Raw genomic sequence first — 15,062 nt, 5'->3', positions numbered from 1 at the left:
TGTAGTGGGACTTTCTAAGTGCCGGTACCCCATGGGCGCGGCGGCGAAGGCGCGGGTTCTAACATACCTCGTCGCCTCTGCGCGGTATTTTTGAAGGTGCGGGATGCGACTGTCGACGAAGGGACGCTATGCGGTGATGGCGATGGCCGATCTGGCCCGCAACGGTCGTGCCCTCGACGGTTCGGACCGCTCGGTTTCCCTGTCTGAAATCGCCCAGCGCCAGGAGATTTCCCTCAGCTACCTGGAACAGTTGTTCGCCCGTCTGCGCCGCTGCGGACTGGTGAAAAGCGTGCGAGGCCCCGGCGGCGGTTACCGCCTCGCCAAGGCCGCATCCGACACGGTCGTCGCCGATATCGTTCTGGCGGTCGATGAGCCGATCCGCGCCACCCGCTGCGTCGCCCACGCCTCGCCGCGCGGCTGTATGGCCTCGGGCGAGCGCTGCATCACCCATCACCTCTGGGAAGATCTGGGGGCCGAAATCCACGCCTATCTGGCCGGGGTCTCGCTGGAAGACGTCGTGCTGAACCGCACGGGCAGCCGCCGTCGCGTGGCCTGCTCTCCGTCTGCATCAGCCCCCAGCGTGGGAGCCGCCGCATGACCGTCTATCTCGACTACAACGCCTCGGCCCTGATCCGCCCCGAGGTCCAGGCCCTCGTCACACAGATCATGGCCGAGGGCGGCAACCCCAATGCCGTCCACGCCCGGGGCCGCCGCGCCCGCGCCCATATCGAGACCGCCCGCGCCCGCGTCGCCGATCTGGTCGGGGCCGACACCAGCGCCGTCATCTTCTCGTCCGGCGGGACCGAGTCGAACGCCCAGGCTCTGGCCAGCGCCATCGCCGCGGGCTGTGAGCGGCTGATTGTTTCGGCCACCGAACACCCCTGTGTGGCCGAGACCGCCGCCATGTCGTCCGTGCCGGTCGAGGTGCTGCCGGTCGACGCCCATGGTCAGGTTGATCTGGGCTGGCTGGCCGAGGCGCTGAAGCGTCCGGGCCGGGCCATGGTCGCCATCCACCATGCCAATAACGAAAGCGGCGTGATCCAGCCGATCGCCGAAGCCCGCGCCCTGGTCACCGAGGCCGGCGGCTGGCTGCACATCGACGCTATCCAGTCGGCGGGCAAGATCGCGGTCTCCATGGCCGATCTGGCTGCAGACTCCCTGACCCTCTCCGGCCACAAGCTGGGCGGCCTGCAGGGCGTCGGCGCCCTGGTGCTGGCCGAGGGGCGTAGCGCTGTCCGCATCCTGCACGGCGCAGGGCAGGAGCGCGGCCTGCGCGCCGGCACCGAAAACGTCCCGGGCATCGCCGCCTTTGGCATCGCTGCCGAGTGCGCCGCGCGTGAACTGGCCGATGACCACTCGGCCTGGCGCGACGCTGCCGCCGCCCGGCTCAAGGCCGAGGGCGCGGTCGTGGTGGGCGAGGGCGCACCGCGCCTGCCCAACACCCTGTTTGTCGCCACCGAGGGCTGGGACAGCCCGCAACAGTTGATCGCGCTGGACCTCAAGGGCGTCATGGTCTCTGCCGGCAGTGCCTGTTCGTCGGGCAAGACCAAACCATCCAAGACCATGGTCGCCATGGGGCTGGAGCCGCTGGCCACCTTTGCCATCCGCGTCTCGGGCGGCTGGGGCACGGTCGAGAGCGACTGGCACACGTTTGCCGACGCTTGGTGCGAGGCCCGCGCCCGCCTGCGCGCCCGTCAGCCGGTCAGGGAGCTCGCCTGATGGCCGCCGTCAAGGAAACCGTCGACGCCGTTGCCGCGCTGGAAAAATACGCGCATGGCTTCACGTCCGACATCGACACCGAATACGCCCCGCGCGGCCTGAACCCCGACATCGTCCGCTTCATCTCGGAGAAGAAGGGCGAGCCGGAATGGATGCTGGAATGGCGTCTGGCTGCCTATGAGCGCTGGCTGGCGATGGAGGAGCCCACCTGGGCCTCGGTCAAATATGAGCCGGTCGACTATCAGGACCTGTTCTACTACGCCGCACCGAAGAAGAAGGAGGGGCCCAAGTCACTGGACGAGGTCGATCCCGACCTGCTGGCCGTCTATGAAAAGCTGGGCATTCCGCTGAAGGAACAGGCCGTGCTGGCCGGCGTCGAGGGCGCGCCCCGATATGCGGTCGACGCCGTGTTCGATAGCGTCTCGGTCGTCACAACCTTCAAGGCCGAGCTGGCCAAGGTCGGCGTCATCTTCATGCCGATCTCCGAGGCCCTGCGCGAATACCCCGATCTGGTGCGCCAGTATCTGGGCTCGGTCGTGCCGGTCTCGGACAACTATTTTGCGGCCCTGAACAGCGCGGTCTTCTCGGACGGCAGCTTCGTCTACATCCCGCCGGGCGTCCGCTGCCCGATGGAGCTGTCGACCTATTTCCGCATCAACGCCAGCCAGACGGGCCAGTTCGAACGCACCCTGATCATCGCCGACAAGGGCAGCTACTGTTCGTATCTGGAGGGCTGCACCGCCCCGATGCGTGACGAGAACCAGCTGCACGCCGCCGTGGTCGAGCTGGTGGCGCTGGACGACGCCGAGATCAAATATTCGACCGTCCAGAACTGGTACCCCGGCGACGCCGAAGGCAAGGGCGGCATCTACAACTTCGTCACCAAGCGCGCCGACTGCCGCGGCGATCGCTCGAAGGTCAGCTGGACCCAGGTCGAGACCGGCTCGGCCGTCACCTGGAAATATCCGTCCTGCATCCTGAAGGGTGAGGACAGCTCGGGCGAATTCTATTCGATCGCCATCACCAACGGGCATCAGCAGGCCGACACCGGCACCAAGATGATCCACCTCGGCAAGAATTCGAAAAGCCGGATCATCGCCAAGGCCGTCTCGGCGGGTAAATCGGACTCGACCTATCGCGGCCTGGTGTCGGTGCACCCCAAGGCGACGGGCGTGCGCAACTTCACCCAGTGCGACAGCCTGCTGATCGGCAAGGACTGCGGCTCGCACACCATCCCCTATATCGAGGCAAAGAACGGCTCGGCCCAGCTGGAGCACGAGGCGACGACCACCCGCCTGTCCGACGACCAGCTGTTCTACGCCCAGCAGCGCGGCCTGTCGGAGGAAGAGGCGGTGGCCCTGCTGGTCAACGGCTTCGTCCGCGACGTCATGCAGAAACTACCGATGGAATTCGCCGTCGAGGCCCAGAAGCTGGTGGCGATCAGCCTCGAAGGGAGCGTGGGGTGACGCTTCTCACTGATCGCGAGCGGTCGATGATCTGGCGGGAGCTGTCACTAGGCGACGGCCGGACTGCCGTTCTGCTCAACTATCCTGACAAAGATACCGAGCGGTCGTCTGATGAGGTCAATCGAAACCTCGTCTGCCTGGATGCGGACGGCAACTTGGTTTGGCGCGTAAAACCCCCGAAGCCAGCTCAGCCCTCCCGCGATCCATTCGTACATCTCGACTTCGACGGAATCATTCTGAAGGCGACGCGCTTCTTCGGCGATATTTGTGAAGTGAACCAAACCAATGGCCTCGCGACTGCAATCGGCTGGACAAAGTAGCATGCTCTCCATCTCCAACCTCCACGTCGCCGTCGGTGACACCCCCATCCTCAAGGGCCTGACGCTCGACGTTCCGGCGGGCGAGGTCCATGCCATTATGGGCCCCAATGGCGCGGGCAAGTCGACGCTCGGCTATGCCGTCTCGGGCCGTCCCGGCTATGAGGCGACCGAGGGCAGCGTTACCTGGCGCGGTGAGGACCTGCTGGACCTCGACCCGGCCGAGCGCGCGGCGAAGGGCGTCTTCCTGTCCTTCCAGTATCCGATCGAAATCCCCGGCGTCCCGGCCCTGACCTTCGTGCGCACGGCGCTGAACGCCCAGAAGCGCGCGCGCGGCGAGGCCGAGGTCTCGGCGCCCGAATTCCTGAAGCAGGTCAAGGCCGCGTCGAAGGCCCTCAAGATGGATTTCGACATGCTGAAGCGGCCGCTCAATGTCGGCTTCTCGGGCGGTGAGAAGAAGCGGATGGAGATCCTGCAGATGGCCCTGCTGGAGCCGTCGCTGCTGATCCTCGACGAGACGGATTCCGGGCTCGACATCGACGCCCTGCGCATCGTCGCTGATGGCGTGAACGCCCTGCGCGGACCCGAGCGGTCCATGCTGGTGATCACCCACTATCAGCGCCTGCTCGACTACATCAAACCGGACAAGGTCCATGTGCTGGCCGCCGGTCGCATCGTCGCCTCGGGCGGTCCTGAGCTGGCCCACCAGCTCGAGGCCGAGGGCTATGACCGCTATGTGGGCGAGGCCGCGTGACCGCACCCGCGCGCATCACTCTGAGCGACCCTGCCACCTGGCCCTCGCGTCGCGTCGAGGGCTGGAAGTGGACGGACCTGCGCCGCTGGCTGCGCGAGGCGCCGGAGCCGTCCGGCCCTGCGGCCGTCGCCGGCTCCGGGCCGTTCGGGGCTCTCCCCGGAGACAGCCTGACCTTCGCCAATGGCCGCCCGGTGGGCGCCGACGCCTTTGTCGCCTCGCGCGAACAGAGCCTGCACCTGCGCTTCGTCTCGGATGCCGAGAACACGGGCCACACCACCAGCGTCCGGATCGCCGCCCGCCCCGGCGCCCGCCTGCTGATCCTCGAAAGCCACGAAGGGCGCGGCTCGGCCTATGTCGCCCACAACCGGCTCAGCATCGATGTGCCCGCCGGGGCCGAGGTGCGCCGCATCGTCATCGCCGATGAGCCCGCCGACGCCCTGTCCCTGACCGAGGTCGATGTCAGCGTGGGCGAGGGGGCCGTCTACACCCAGACTATCCTCGCCACCGGCGCCCGCCTGCAGCGGCAGGAGACGCGCATTGTCCACGCGGGCCACGGCGCGTCCGTCTGTGCCGACGGCCTCTATGCCCTGACCGGCGATCGCCACGCCGATCTGACCAGCGTCGTCACCCACGCCGGCCCCGACGGCCAGACCTCGCAGCTGATCAAGGGCGTGGTGCGCGACACCGCGCGCGGCGTGTTTCAGGGCAAGATCGTGGTCGAGCGCGGGGCCGACGGCACCGACGCCCGCATGGGTCATCACGCCCTGATCCTGTCCGACCGGGGAGAGGTCGACGCCAAGCCCGAGCTGATCATCTATGCCGACGACGTCCAGTGCGCCCACGGCAATACGGTCGGCAATCTGGACGAGAGCGCCCTGTTCTACATGCAGCAGCGCGGCCTGTCGGCGGACGAGGCGAGGGCGCTTCTGACCCGTGCGTTCCTGTTGGAGGTCGTCGACCGCATCGAGCACGAGGGCGCGCGAGAGGAGGTCCGCACATGGCTGATGGAAAGGTCGTGATGGCTCCTCCCCCATCGGGGGAGGGGGACCACCCGCAGGGTGGTGGAGGGGGCCTGCCCCAGTCACCGTCCTCCGGCGTTGCCCCCACCACCGCTTCGCGGTCCCCCTCCCCCGGGGGGGGAGGAATGCTGTCTTTCGACATCCACGCCGTCCGGGCCCAGTTCCCGATCCTGTCGCGGCAGGTGAACGGCAAGCCGCTGGTCTATCTGGACTCGGCCGCCTCGGCGCAGAAGCCGCGTGCGGTGATCGACGCCCTGACGGCGGCGATGGAGGGCAGCTACGCCAATGTCCACCGCGGCCTGCACACCCTGGCCAACGAAACGACCGAGGCCTTCGAGGCCGCGCGCGAGACCGTCGCCCGCTATCTGAACGCCCCGTCCGCCGACCAGATCGTCTGGACCCGGGGCGGCACCGAGGCGATCAATCTGGTCGCCGCCGGCATCGGCCAATCGATCCAGCCCGGCGACGAGATCCTTGTCAGCCAGATGGAGCACCACTCCAACATCGTGCCCTGGCACATGCTGCGCGAACGCCATGGGGCGGTGCTGAAATGGATCCCGGTCAAGGACGACGGCAGCCTCGACATGCAGGCCTGTGCCGAGCTGCTGGGTCCGAAGACCCGGATCGTCGCCGTCACCCACATGTCCAATGTTCTGGGCACGATCAATCCGGTCGCCGAGATCGTCCGGATGGCCCACGCCGCCGGCGCCCGGGTGCTGGTCGACGGCTGCCAGGGCGCGGTCCACGCCGACCCGGACGTCCAGGCCATGGGCTGCGACTGGTATGTCCTGACCGGTCACAAGCTGTTTGGCCCGACCGCCATCGGCGCCCTGTACGGTACGACCGCGGCGCTGGAGTCCCTGCCGCCGTATCAGGGCGGTGGCGAGATGATCCAGTCGGTCAGCGAGGATCGCGTCACCTATGCCAGACCGCCCCAGCGGTTCGAGGCGGGGACCCCGCCGATCCTCGAGGCCATCGGTCTGGGGGCGGCGCTCGACTGGTATTCCCGCTTCGACCGGGCAGCGGTGCAGGCGCACGAGGCCGCGCTGCTGGAGCGGGTGCGCGAGCGGCTGTCGGGTCTGAACTGGCTGACCGAGATCGGCACGGCGCCCGGCAAGGGGGCCATCTTCACCTTCACCGTCGACGGCGCCCACGCCCACGACATCGCCCAGATCATGGACCGCTATGGCGTGGCGGTTCGCGCCGGTCTGCACTGCGCCGAGCCGCTGGCCACCCGATTTGGCCTGACCTCAAGTACGCGCGCCAGTTTCGCCCTATATAATTCACTCGAGGACGCCGACGCCTTCGCCGACGCCCTCATCAAGGCCAGGGAATTTTTCGTTTAGTCATGGACGACGCCATCACCAAAAACGCCGACTTTGCCGAAAGCTGGGACGCCCCTCAAAAGAGCGCGCTCAGCCAGGCCGAGCTCGACCGCCTGACGGACGATCTGGTCACGGCGCTCAAGACCGTGTTCGACCCGGAAATCCCGGTCGACATCTATGAGCTGGGCCTGATCTACAAGGTCGACGTCTCGGACGACAAGGACGTGCTGGTCGAGATGACCCTGACTGCGCCCGGCTGTCCGGTGGCCGGCGAGATGCCCGGCTGGGTCGAGGATGCGGTCATGACGGTCGAGGGCGTCCGCTCAGCCAAGGCCAATCTGGTGTTTGACCCGCCCTGGGACCCCTCCAAGATGAGCGACGAGGCCAAACTCGCGCTCAATATGTTCTAGGCCCATGACCGATCTGACCACCACACGCCCCGCCCGTCGTCCACGCCCCCAGGCTGTTCGCCTGACCGAGGCCGCCGCCGCCCGTATCCGCCAGCTGACCGAGGCCGCCTCGGGCCCGTGCGCGGGCCTGCGCATCGGCGTCAAGAACGGCGGCTGCGCGGGTCAGGAATATACGGTGGAGTATGCCGAGCGCGTCGAACCGCTGGACGAGGTGGTCGAGGACAAGGGCGCCACGGTTCTGATCGACCCCAAGGCCATCCTGTTCCTGATCGGCAGCGAGATCGACTTTCAGGTCACCGACCTCGCCTCGAAATTCGTGTTCCGCAATCCGAACCAGACCGACGCCTGCGGCTGCGGCGAAAGCGTGACGATCACGCCGGTGGCTCAGGACGCCTGAGCGGCGGCCTTGCGGACCTCATCCGGGGTCGGCACCTGCACGGCGGGCGTGACCGGCTGACCACTGGCTTCGGCCACCAGTTCGGCGGTCCGGCCTTCGATCGCCGTCTCCAGCCGGGCCATGAATTCGTCCTTGGCCAGACCGGTCGGCAGGGGCTCGAGGAATTCGATCGTGGCCGTGCCGGGCCGTTTCAAAAACTGCTCCTGCGGCCAGAACAGGCCCAGATTGGTCGCCACCGGGACGACCGGCATGTCGAAGTCGCGGTACATGTGCCAGACGCCGGAGCGGTACCGGAATTTCTCACCGACCTTCGCCAGATTGCCCTCGGGATAGATGAGGATCCGCCGGCCCTCGGCATGGGCGTCGGCCGCCCGCCGCTTCAGCGCCGCGCGCGCTTCGTGGCCACCGCAGTTGTTGACCACGATGGCCCCCAGTTTGCGCAGCACCGTGCTCATCAGCGGAAATTTCTCGAGGTGGTCGCCGGTGACGAAGGCCAGGTCCCCGAACTGGTCATAGACCGTATAGCCGTCACCCCAGCTCTGGTGCTTGGCCGCAATGATAAAGCCGCCCTCGGGCAGCCGCGCGCGTCCGCGCACCTCGGTCCGGATCCCGGCCAGCAGCCGCATGGCCTGCACCATGCGCCGCACATAGCGCCGGATGATCCAGCCGGTGGCCTTGCGGCCCGGCAGCACGGCGGCCAGCACGGCCGCCAGGCAATAGACGATCGACAGGCTCCAGTAGGCCGCCGCGAACGCGAGGCTGCGCGGGCGGCTGAACGGGGCAAGCGGCCCGTCGTCGGAGATGTCAGGCGGCCTGTTCAAGCTGGTCCGCGTCGGTCACCCGGTTGCGACCGCCCCGCTTGGAGGCATAGAGGGCCGCATCGGCCCGCTCCAGCAGGCCGGCGGCTGTTTCCTTCGGGCGCAGGCGGGCGAAGCCGGCGGAAATGGTCACGGCGCCCAGCTCGTCATTCGTCGATCGGCGCCGCAGCGCGCGCGACGAGATTTCCTTGAGCACCGCATTCAGGGCCTTCTCGACCGACGGAATGCTCTCGTCGGGGAAGATCATGGCGAACTCCTCACCGCCGTAGCGGGCGGCGAGGCGCGGGGACTTGGCGGTCCGGCCCAGCACGCTGGCGACATAGCGCAGCACCTGATCGCCGGTTTGATGGCCCCAGGTGTCGTTGAAGCGTTTGAAATGGTCGATGTCGATGACCGCCAGCGTCAGGCCTTTGCCATTCGCATGGGCGGCGCCCACCGAGCCCTCGAGATGTTCGTCAAAGGCCTTGCGGTTGGCCAGATTGGTCAGGGCGTCGGTCATCGCATCGCGCCGCACCTGCTCAAGGTGCTCACGCAGCTTGGCCACCTCGCGGGTCGAGGTCTGCAGCTGCTTTTCAAGCGTGCTGTTCTGGCTCTGCGCCTTCTGGGTCGCGTCGGCCAGGGTGCTGACCAGAGACTTCAGGGCGTCGGCATTGTCGACGCCGTCCATCTGACCGGACGCATCGGCCAGGGTGACGCCGTATTCGACCTGCGACTTGTGGGCATTGGCGATGGTGCTCGCCACCGAGGACAGTTCCCTGTCCAGCAGGCGGCCTGCGTCGCGGATCTCCTCGCTCAGGCGGCCGCGCGGCAGATATTCGGAGGCTAGCATCTCGGAGGTCGACTCCGAGAAGGGCTCCTTGGTGGCCAGGATGCGTCGGATCTCGCGCCCCAGGGGGCCTTCGGGATCGCCGACATAGTGCAGCCACAGCTCGAAGTTGACGGGGGTCGGCCAGACTCCGGCGGCTTCCATGTCGTCCAGCACGCGCCGGGCCAGGCCATAGGCATCCGGCCCCCGTACGGTGGTGTCGACCTTCTCCGTCATGCGTCCTGTCCCCCCGGGCACCCCGATCCGTTCTGGATCGACGCTGAAAAGGCTAACCGCTGAAGCGTAACAGCGGGTTAAGCCGGGTCGAAGAACCGGGAGGGCGATCAAGCCGGATGTCAGATGGGACGCCGCAGGAAGGCCGGCACGCCGTCATTGCCAAAGGCCGAACTGTCCGACGCCTTGATCGGTGCGGAGTCCTTGCGGCTGTCATTATCCTTCCGGGGCTCGGCGGCCTTGCGGCCCTCCGGCGCGCTGTCGTCCTTGCGACCCCGGCCACCGCGTGAGCGCGAGCGCTTGCGCGGTTCGGCATCGGAAGCTTCCGGCTTGGGCGCCTCGGTCGGCTGGTCCGCAGACGCGGCCTCGGCGGGCGTCACGTCAAGCACCGAGCCATCATCCTGAGGCTTGCGACGCGAGCGCGAGCGGCGGGCAGGGGCCTCGCCCGAGGTCTCTTCAGCCGCAGCAGGACTGGCCTGCCGCCGCGACCGCGCGGGCTTTTCTGCCGCGGCGGCCTCATCGCCAGCCTTTGCCGGCTCTGCCTTCGCGGGACGGGCCTTGCCGCCCGACGACAGGTCCAGCGTCAGCTCTTCCGGCGTCATCTTGATCAGCTTCAGCACCTTGTCGAGCGAGCGGTCGTCCGACGGCGTCACGATCATGAAGGTCTGGCCGGTCTTGCCGGCGCGCCCCGTGCGGCCGATGCGGTGCACATAGTCGTCGGCGTTATGGGCGACGTCATAGTTGAACACATGGCTGACGTCGGGGATGTCGAGGCCGCGCGCGGCCACGTCCGAGGCCACCAGGATCTTCAGCGCCCCCGAGCGGAAGTCGGCCAGCGTCTTGGTGCGCAGGCTCTGGTCCAGATCGCCATGGATCGGCGATGCGTCAAAGCCGTGCTGCTTCAGCGACTTGGCGACGACGTTCACTTCCGACTTGCGATTGCAGAAGACGATGCCGTTCTTCACGTCGTCGCGGCCCACCAGCGCCCGGAGCGCTTCGCGCTTCAGCTTGGGATCAGAGCCGGGGATGCGCACCAGATACTGGGTGATGGTCTCGGCCGTCATGGCGGGGCGCGAGGCCTCGATCCGGGTCGGGTCCTTCAGGAACTGGGTCGTCAGCCGGGTGATCTCGGGCGGCATGGTGGCCGAGAAGAACAGCGTCTGGCGCCGCGGCGGCGTCAGCTTGAAGATCTTCTCGATGTCCGGGATGAAGCCCATGTCCAGCATGCGGTCGGCTTCGTCGACGACCATGATCTCGACGCCGTTCAGCATCATCTTGCCGCGATCAAAAAGATCCAGCAGGCGGCCCGGCGTGGCGATCAGCACGTCCACGCCCTTGTTCAGCGCCGCGATCTGGTCGCCCATCGACACGCCGCCGATCAGCAGCACCCAGTTCAGCTTGGTGCCCTTGGCGTATTTGGCAAAGCTCTCGGCCACCTGGTCGGCCAGCTCGCGGGTCGGCGCCAGAACCAGGGCCCGCGGCATGCGCGCCTTGGCCCGGCCCGAGGCCAGACGTTCAATGAGGGGAAGGGTAAAGGCGGCGGTCTTGCCCGTGCCGGTCTGGGCGATCCCCAGTACGTCACGCCCGGCGAGGGCGACAGGAATGGCCTGGGCCTGGATGGGGGTGGCGGTCGTATAGCCGGTATCGATTACGGCCTGCAGCGTCGTGGGCGAAAGGCCCAGCTGGGTAAAGTCGGTCATTCAAACCTTGCATGTTCGGGAACAGGAGAAAGAGCGGGCCCCCGTCGGGAGCCGACTGTGTGCGAAACCGCCCCTCTGGGCGTGCGGGCGGCCCCGTTGCCGTTCCTGTTCCGAACACGAGGGCCGGATATAGATATCCACACGGCGAAGTCAAGTATTTGACCTGCCGACGGTCTTGCAAAACCTAACAGATCGTTAATAGTCCGTGCGGGGAAGTTGCAAGGGGAGGGGCCGCGCATGCGCAAGCCGCTTTTGATGGTCGTCATGGCCATGGGTCTGGTGATGGGGTCGGGTACGGGTCTGCAGGCAGGCGCCGTCCGCGCCGACGACGTGCCGCCCTTCATGGCCGTGGCCTTCGAGAATACGGTCATGTCCCACTATCCGGACGGCGGCTGGGTCAAGCACTGGTTCAACCGCGACGGCAGCTATGAGGGCCGCTTCTCGGACGGCACCCGCATCACCGCCCGCTGGCAGGTGGACCGCAACAAGGTCTGCGTGACCCGCATCCGGCCGGGATTCATGCTGCCCCGCTTCTGCAGCGACATCGTCGAGGCCGAGATCGGCGACAGCTGGACGGCGCGCGATCCGCTGGGCCGACGGGTTCGCAACACCCTGGTTCGGGGCCGGAGCTGAACAATTCAGCCCGGTTTATGCGGTAATTTAATACCGTATATATTTTAGTTAGCAAAACCAACGCGCTAACGGCATATGCGTGTCGCGATGGGGATTGACGGGCGGCCTGTGGTCCTGTAGCAGCCCGCCTTCATTCCGGCGCTCCGCATCTCTGGGGCCCCGACCGACCATCAGGACCTCCAGACATGCTGAAGAGCACCACGGCTTCGCTGAAGCCGGCCGATGTCGAGAAGAAGTGGATCCACATCGACGCCGAAGGCGTCGTGGTGGGCCGCCTCGCGACCTTCATCGCCAACCGCCTGCGCGGCAAGCACCGCCCCGACTACACCCCCCACGTCGATTGCGGTGACTATGTCATCGTGACCAACGTCGACAAGGTGGTGTTCACCGGCAAGAAGTCGACCGACAAGGTCTACTATCGGCACACCGGCCACCCGGGCGGGATCAAGGAAACCACCCCCGAGAAGGTCCTGAACAGCCGCTTCCCCGAGCGCGTCATGGAAAAGGCCGTCGAGCGCATGCTGCCCAAGGAAAGCCCCCTGGCCCGCAAGCAAATGACGCACCTGCGCCTTTTCGTCGGTAGCTCGCACACCCACGAAGCCCAACAGCCGGAAACGATCGACTTCAAGTCGGCCAACTCCAAGAACACCCGGACCGTCTGATCATGACCGACGCGACCAATACCGAAATCGACACCGCCGCCCCGGCCGACACGCCCGCCGCCACCGGATTCGATGCCCTGAAGGGCATGGGTTCCGAAGGTGAATCGGCGCCGACCTACGTCCAGGAGCTGGACTCGCTGGGCCGCGCCTATTCGACCGGCAAGCGCAAGAACGCCATTGCCCGCGTGTGGATCAAGCCCGGCTCGGGCAAGATCACCGTCAACGGCAAGGAGCTGAACGCCTATTTCGCGCGCCCCGTGCTGCAGATGATGGTGGCCCAGCCGCTGACCGTCACCGACCGCACCACCCAGTTCGACGTGGTCTGCACCGTCCAGGGCTCCGGCCTGTCGGGCCAGGCCGGCGCCATCCGCCACGGCCTGTCGCACGCCCTGACGCACTATGAACCCGAGCTGCGCAAGGTTCTGAAGCCCCACGGCTTCCTGACCCGCGACAGCCGCGTCGTCGAGCGCAAGAAGTACGGCCGCGCCAAGGCCCGCCGCAGCTTCCAGTTCTCGAAGCGCTAAGGCGTTTCGAAAATACCGTATGGAAGAGGGCGCTTCGGGGAACCGGGGCGCCCTTTTTCTTTGGAGGCAGAGCGCAATGAAGCGGTTTTCCGTCACGGGCAATGATCGCGAACCGGAGGGCGGTCACCACCTCCGCGAGGAAGACATCGTCGCTGTGGGGGGCGTTGCCGAGGGCGAAAAGGTCGTCATCTATCTGTGTCATGAGCCTCTCGAATGTGAAGCCGTGGTCGTCTCTTTCCCGGTCTGGCCCGGATACCTGTTCGCTCGCCCCGCCCAGGACTGGTATTCCACCGGCACTGACTAGCGGCCGGCGATCTGCCTGCCCTCCAACCCGCCGCAAACGCGGACGGGCACCGCGCCCCTCTCGCCCCCGCGCCTCCGGATTCCCATATCGCCGCTGAAAGGGGGCCCCTCATGCCGAACCTCAAGCTGGACCATCTGACCCTGCTGGTGACCTCGATCGAGGCCAGCCGGACCTTCTATGAGACCCTTCTGCCGCTGCTGGGCTTTCACCGCACCACGCGCGAGAACTGGACCGACGGAGAGGGCTTCTTCCTGCAGTTCCTGCCGGCAAGGCCCGAGACCCGGCCCTATGAGCGGTATGGCGCCGGCCTCAACCACCTGGGATTCGGGGCGCCCGATGCCGAAACCGTCACGGCCATCCGCGACGCCATGCAGGCCGCGGGGCTCGAGGTGCCCGAAATTCAGGACCTCGGCGGTGCAAAGGCCCTGTTCCTCAAGGACCCGGACGGCCTAAGGTTCGAGATTACCTGGTACCCGCCCGGCGTGGCGGTGGTTGATTGAGACGCAGATGACCCACACCCTGTTCATCGATGGCGAAGCCGGAACTACGGGCCTTGAGATCCGCGAGCGGGTCGAGGGGCGATCGGACCTCGAGTTGATCCTGCTGGGCGACCGCAGGCGCGATCCCGAGGCGCGGCGTGAGGCCCTGAACAGCGCCGATGCGGTCATCCTGTGCCTGCCCGACGACGCGGCCCGCGAGGCCGTGGCCATGGTCGAGAATCCGGCGGTGCGGGTGATCGACGCCTCGACCGCCTATCGCGTCGCGCCCGGCTGGGCCTATGGCTTTCCCGAACTGCGCCCGGGCCAGCGCGAGGCTGTGGCCGGCTCGACCCGCGTGTCGAATCCGGGCTGTTATCCCACCGGCTTTCTGGCCCTGGTGGCGCCGCTGGTGCGGGCGGGCCTGATCCCCGTCGACTGGCCGGTCAGCGTCAACGCTGTCTCGGGCTATTCCGGCGGCGGCAAGGCCATGATCGCGGAATTCGAGGGGGGCACCCCCGACCCCTTCCGCGCCTATGGCCTCACGCTGAAGCACAAGCACGTGCCGGAAATGACGAAACATGCAGGACTTTCCCGTCCTGTTCTGTTCTCACCGGCGGTCGGCAACTACCGCCAGGGCATGCTGGTCGAAGTGCCTCTTCACCTGTCGGCCCTGCCGTCGCCCTCGTCGATCGAGGTGATCCATGGCGCCCTGGTCGAGGCCTATGACGGCGCCCGGTTCGTCGAGGTCGCGTCTCTGGAAGACACCGAGGCCCTGGGCGGCCTGACGCCCGAGAGCCTCAACGGCACCAACCGCCTGCGCCTGCACGTGTTCGGCGACCGCGACGGCCATCAGGCCCGCCTCGTGGCCCTGCTGGACAATCTGGGCAAGGGGGCCTCCGGCGCGGCGGTCCAGAACCTCAACCTCATGCTGGGTCTGGACGAGGGCGCGGGCCTCACCTGAAACCGCCGAAGGGATAGCGTCGTAGCTGAAACCATGACCCACCCGATCCTTCACCGTCGATCCCTGCTGGCCGGCCTCGGCGGCCTGACCCTCGCCGGCTGTTCGTCCGAGACCGCCAGCACCGGCGATCCGCGCTTCGCCGACTCGCCCTTTCGCCGCCTGACCGAGGCCCAGTGGCGGGCGCGCCTGCCGGGTCTGTCCTATGCGGTCCTGCGCGAGGAGGCGACCGAGCGTCCCTACAGCAGCCCGCTGAACAATGAGTCCCGCACGGGCACCTTCCTGTGCCGGGGCTGCGAGCTGCCGCTGTTCGAGTCGCGCTGGAAATATGACTCGCGCACCGGCTGGCCGAGCTTCTGGGACGTTATGTCCCGCAACATCGGCACCAAGACCGACTATGCGATCGGCGTGCCGCGCACCGAGTACCACTGTGCCCGTTGCCTGGGGCACCAGGGCCACGTCTTCAATGACGGCCCGCGCCCGACCGGCAAGCGCTACTGCAACAACGGCGTCGCCCTGATCTTCCGGCCCGCCTGAC

19 protein-coding genes are annotated in these 15,062 nt (G+C 67.1%); 16 read left to right on the top strand and 3 right to left on the bottom strand.

What is annotated here, in order from left to right:
• Positions 1–103: 103 nt before the first annotated feature.
• The 9 genes from V7672_RS05635 (at position 104) to V7672_RS05595 (ending at position 7,407) form a co-directional block, all read left to right on the top strand.
• Positions 104–598 carry an Rrf2 family transcriptional regulator gene (locus V7672_RS05635; RefSeq protein WP_335623616.1) on the top strand — a complete coding sequence of 165 codons (495 nt, stop codon included), beginning with the start codon at positions 104–106 and terminating at the stop codon, positions 596–598.
• Positions 595–1,719, top strand: a complete 1,125-nt coding sequence (locus tag V7672_RS05630; RefSeq protein ID WP_335623615.1) for a cysteine desulfurase family protein — start codon at positions 595–597, stop codon at positions 1,717–1,719. Before V7672_RS05635 ends, V7672_RS05630 begins: the two co-directional genes overlap by 4 nt.
• Positions 1,719–3,185 (top strand): Fe-S cluster assembly protein SufB, encoded by a 1,467-nt coding sequence (gene sufB, locus V7672_RS05625; RefSeq protein ID WP_335623614.1) that lies wholly within the window; start codon positions 1,719–1,721, stop codon positions 3,183–3,185. The genes V7672_RS05630 and sufB overlap by 1 nt, the downstream gene beginning before the upstream one ends.
• Entirely contained in the window at positions 3,182–3,505 is a 324-nt protein-coding gene (locus V7672_RS05620; protein WP_335623613.1) for a hypothetical protein, read from the top strand. Before sufB ends, V7672_RS05620 begins: the two co-directional genes overlap by 4 nt.
• A 1-nt stretch (position 3,506) precedes the next feature.
• Positions 3,507–4,256, top strand: coding sequence for a Fe-S cluster assembly ATPase SufC (gene sufC / locus V7672_RS05615; protein WP_335623612.1), 750 nt, complete (start codon positions 3,507–3,509; stop codon positions 4,254–4,256).
• Positions 4,253–5,275, top strand: a complete 1,023-nt coding sequence (gene sufD / locus V7672_RS05610; RefSeq protein WP_335623611.1) for a Fe-S cluster assembly protein SufD — start codon at positions 4,253–4,255, stop codon at positions 5,273–5,275. The genes sufC and sufD overlap by 4 nt, the downstream gene beginning before the upstream one ends.
• A gap of 125 nt (positions 5,276–5,400) precedes the next feature.
• Positions 5,401–6,621 carry an aminotransferase class V-fold PLP-dependent enzyme gene (locus V7672_RS05605; protein WP_335623610.1) on the top strand — a complete coding sequence of 407 codons (1,221 nt, stop codon included), beginning with the start codon at positions 5,401–5,403 and terminating at the stop codon, positions 6,619–6,621.
• A 2-nt stretch (positions 6,622–6,623) separates the two neighbouring features.
• Positions 6,624–7,010, top strand: a complete 387-nt coding sequence (locus V7672_RS05600) for an SUF system Fe-S cluster assembly protein (protein WP_335623609.1) — start codon at positions 6,624–6,626, stop codon at positions 7,008–7,010.
• Between the two features lie 4 nt (positions 7,011–7,014).
• Positions 7,015–7,407 (top strand): HesB/IscA family protein, encoded by a 393-nt coding sequence (locus V7672_RS05595; RefSeq protein ID WP_335623608.1) that lies wholly within the window; start codon positions 7,015–7,017, stop codon positions 7,405–7,407.
• Here the strand turns inward: V7672_RS05595 and V7672_RS05590 are convergent.
• From V7672_RS05590 to V7672_RS05580, 3 genes are all read right to left on the bottom strand, one after another.
• Positions 7,395–8,228 carry a lysophospholipid acyltransferase family protein gene (locus V7672_RS05590; protein WP_335623607.1) on the bottom strand — a complete coding sequence of 278 codons (834 nt, stop codon included), beginning with the start codon at positions 8,226–8,228 and terminating at the stop codon, positions 7,395–7,397. The two genes, V7672_RS05595 and V7672_RS05590, sit on opposite strands and share 13 nt — an antisense overlap.
• Entirely contained in the window at positions 8,212–9,267 is a 1,056-nt protein-coding gene (locus tag V7672_RS05585; RefSeq protein ID WP_335623606.1) for a GGDEF domain-containing protein, read from the bottom strand. The genes V7672_RS05590 and V7672_RS05585 overlap by 17 nt, the downstream gene beginning before the upstream one ends.
• 119 nt (positions 9,268–9,386) lie before the next feature.
• Positions 9,387–10,964 (bottom strand): DEAD/DEAH box helicase, encoded by a 1,578-nt coding sequence (locus V7672_RS05580; RefSeq protein ID WP_335623605.1) that lies wholly within the window; start codon positions 10,962–10,964, stop codon positions 9,387–9,389.
• A gap of 237 nt (positions 10,965–11,201) precedes the next feature.
• Here V7672_RS05580 and V7672_RS05575 point away from each other — a divergent pair, with 237 nt between their 5' ends.
• The 7 genes from V7672_RS05575 (at position 11,202) to msrB (ending at position 15,061) form a co-directional block, all read left to right on the top strand.
• A complete protein-coding gene (locus V7672_RS05575; RefSeq protein WP_335623604.1) occupies positions 11,202–11,597 on the top strand; it encodes a hypothetical protein in 396 nt (131 codons plus the stop codon).
• Positions 11,598–11,782: 185 nt separating this feature from the next.
• Positions 11,783–12,259 carry a 50S ribosomal protein L13 gene (gene rplM, locus V7672_RS05570; protein ID WP_335623603.1) on the top strand — a complete coding sequence of 159 codons (477 nt, stop codon included), beginning with the start codon at positions 11,783–11,785 and terminating at the stop codon, positions 12,257–12,259.
• A 2-nt stretch (positions 12,260–12,261) separates the two neighbouring features.
• Entirely contained in the window at positions 12,262–12,783 is a 522-nt protein-coding gene (gene rpsI / locus V7672_RS05565; RefSeq protein WP_335623602.1) for a 30S ribosomal protein S9, read from the top strand.
• Positions 12,784–12,859: 76 nt separating this feature from the next.
• Positions 12,860–13,087 (top strand): hypothetical protein, encoded by a 228-nt coding sequence (locus V7672_RS05560; RefSeq protein ID WP_335623601.1) that lies wholly within the window; start codon positions 12,860–12,862, stop codon positions 13,085–13,087.
• 110 nt (positions 13,088–13,197) lie between these two features.
• Positions 13,198–13,587, top strand: coding sequence for a VOC family protein (locus V7672_RS05555; RefSeq protein ID WP_335623600.1), 390 nt, complete (start codon positions 13,198–13,200; stop codon positions 13,585–13,587).
• A 7-nt stretch (positions 13,588–13,594) separates the two neighbouring features.
• Positions 13,595–14,527, top strand: coding sequence for an N-acetyl-gamma-glutamyl-phosphate reductase (argC, locus tag V7672_RS05550; RefSeq protein ID WP_335623599.1), 933 nt, complete (start codon positions 13,595–13,597; stop codon positions 14,525–14,527).
• Between the two features lie 33 nt (positions 14,528–14,560).
• Entirely contained in the window at positions 14,561–15,061 is a 501-nt protein-coding gene (gene msrB, locus V7672_RS05545) for a peptide-methionine (R)-S-oxide reductase MsrB (RefSeq protein WP_335623598.1), read from the top strand.
• Position 15,062 lies beyond the last annotated feature (1 nt).

The sequence above is a fragment of the Brevundimonas sp. genome (genome assembly GCF_036963785.1).
In the GTDB taxonomy this organism is placed as follows: domain Bacteria; phylum Pseudomonadota; class Alphaproteobacteria; order Caulobacterales; family Caulobacteraceae; genus Brevundimonas.
This window is presented reverse-complemented; position numbering and strand designations above follow the sequence as displayed.

Coding starts and splice junctions, on each gene's coding strand:
- V7672_RS05635 (WP_335623616.1), top strand. CDS start 104: ATGCGACTGTCGACGAAGGGACGCTATGCGGTGATGGCGATGGCCGAT.
- V7672_RS05630 (WP_335623615.1), top strand. CDS start 595: ATGACCGTCTATCTCGACTACAACGCCTCGGCCCTGATCCGCCCCGAG.
- sufB (WP_335623614.1), top strand. CDS start 1,719: ATGGCCGCCGTCAAGGAAACCGTCGACGCCGTTGCCGCGCTGGAAAAA.
- sufC (WP_335623612.1), top strand. CDS start 3,507: ATGCTCTCCATCTCCAACCTCCACGTCGCCGTCGGTGACACCCCCATC.
- V7672_RS05605 (WP_335623610.1), top strand. CDS start 5,401: ATGCTGTCTTTCGACATCCACGCCGTCCGGGCCCAGTTCCCGATCCTG.
- V7672_RS05600 (WP_335623609.1), top strand. CDS start 6,624: ATGGACGACGCCATCACCAAAAACGCCGACTTTGCCGAAAGCTGGGAC.
- V7672_RS05595 (WP_335623608.1), top strand. CDS start 7,015: ATGACCGATCTGACCACCACACGCCCCGCCCGTCGTCCACGCCCCCAG.
- V7672_RS05585 (WP_335623606.1), bottom strand. CDS start 9,267: ATGACGGAGAAGGTCGACACCACCGTACGGGGGCCGGATGCCTATGGC.
- V7672_RS05580 (WP_335623605.1), bottom strand. CDS start 10,964: ATGACCGACTTTACCCAGCTGGGCCTTTCGCCCACGACGCTGCAGGCC.
- V7672_RS05575 (WP_335623604.1), top strand. CDS start 11,202: ATGCGCAAGCCGCTTTTGATGGTCGTCATGGCCATGGGTCTGGTGATG.
- rplM (WP_335623603.1), top strand. CDS start 11,783: ATGCTGAAGAGCACCACGGCTTCGCTGAAGCCGGCCGATGTCGAGAAG.
- rpsI (WP_335623602.1), top strand. CDS start 12,262: ATGACCGACGCGACCAATACCGAAATCGACACCGCCGCCCCGGCCGAC.
- V7672_RS05560 (WP_335623601.1), top strand. CDS start 12,860: ATGAAGCGGTTTTCCGTCACGGGCAATGATCGCGAACCGGAGGGCGGT.
- V7672_RS05555 (WP_335623600.1), top strand. CDS start 13,198: ATGCCGAACCTCAAGCTGGACCATCTGACCCTGCTGGTGACCTCGATC.
- argC (WP_335623599.1), top strand. CDS start 13,595: ATGACCCACACCCTGTTCATCGATGGCGAAGCCGGAACTACGGGCCTT.
- msrB (WP_335623598.1), top strand. CDS start 14,561: ATGACCCACCCGATCCTTCACCGTCGATCCCTGCTGGCCGGCCTCGGC.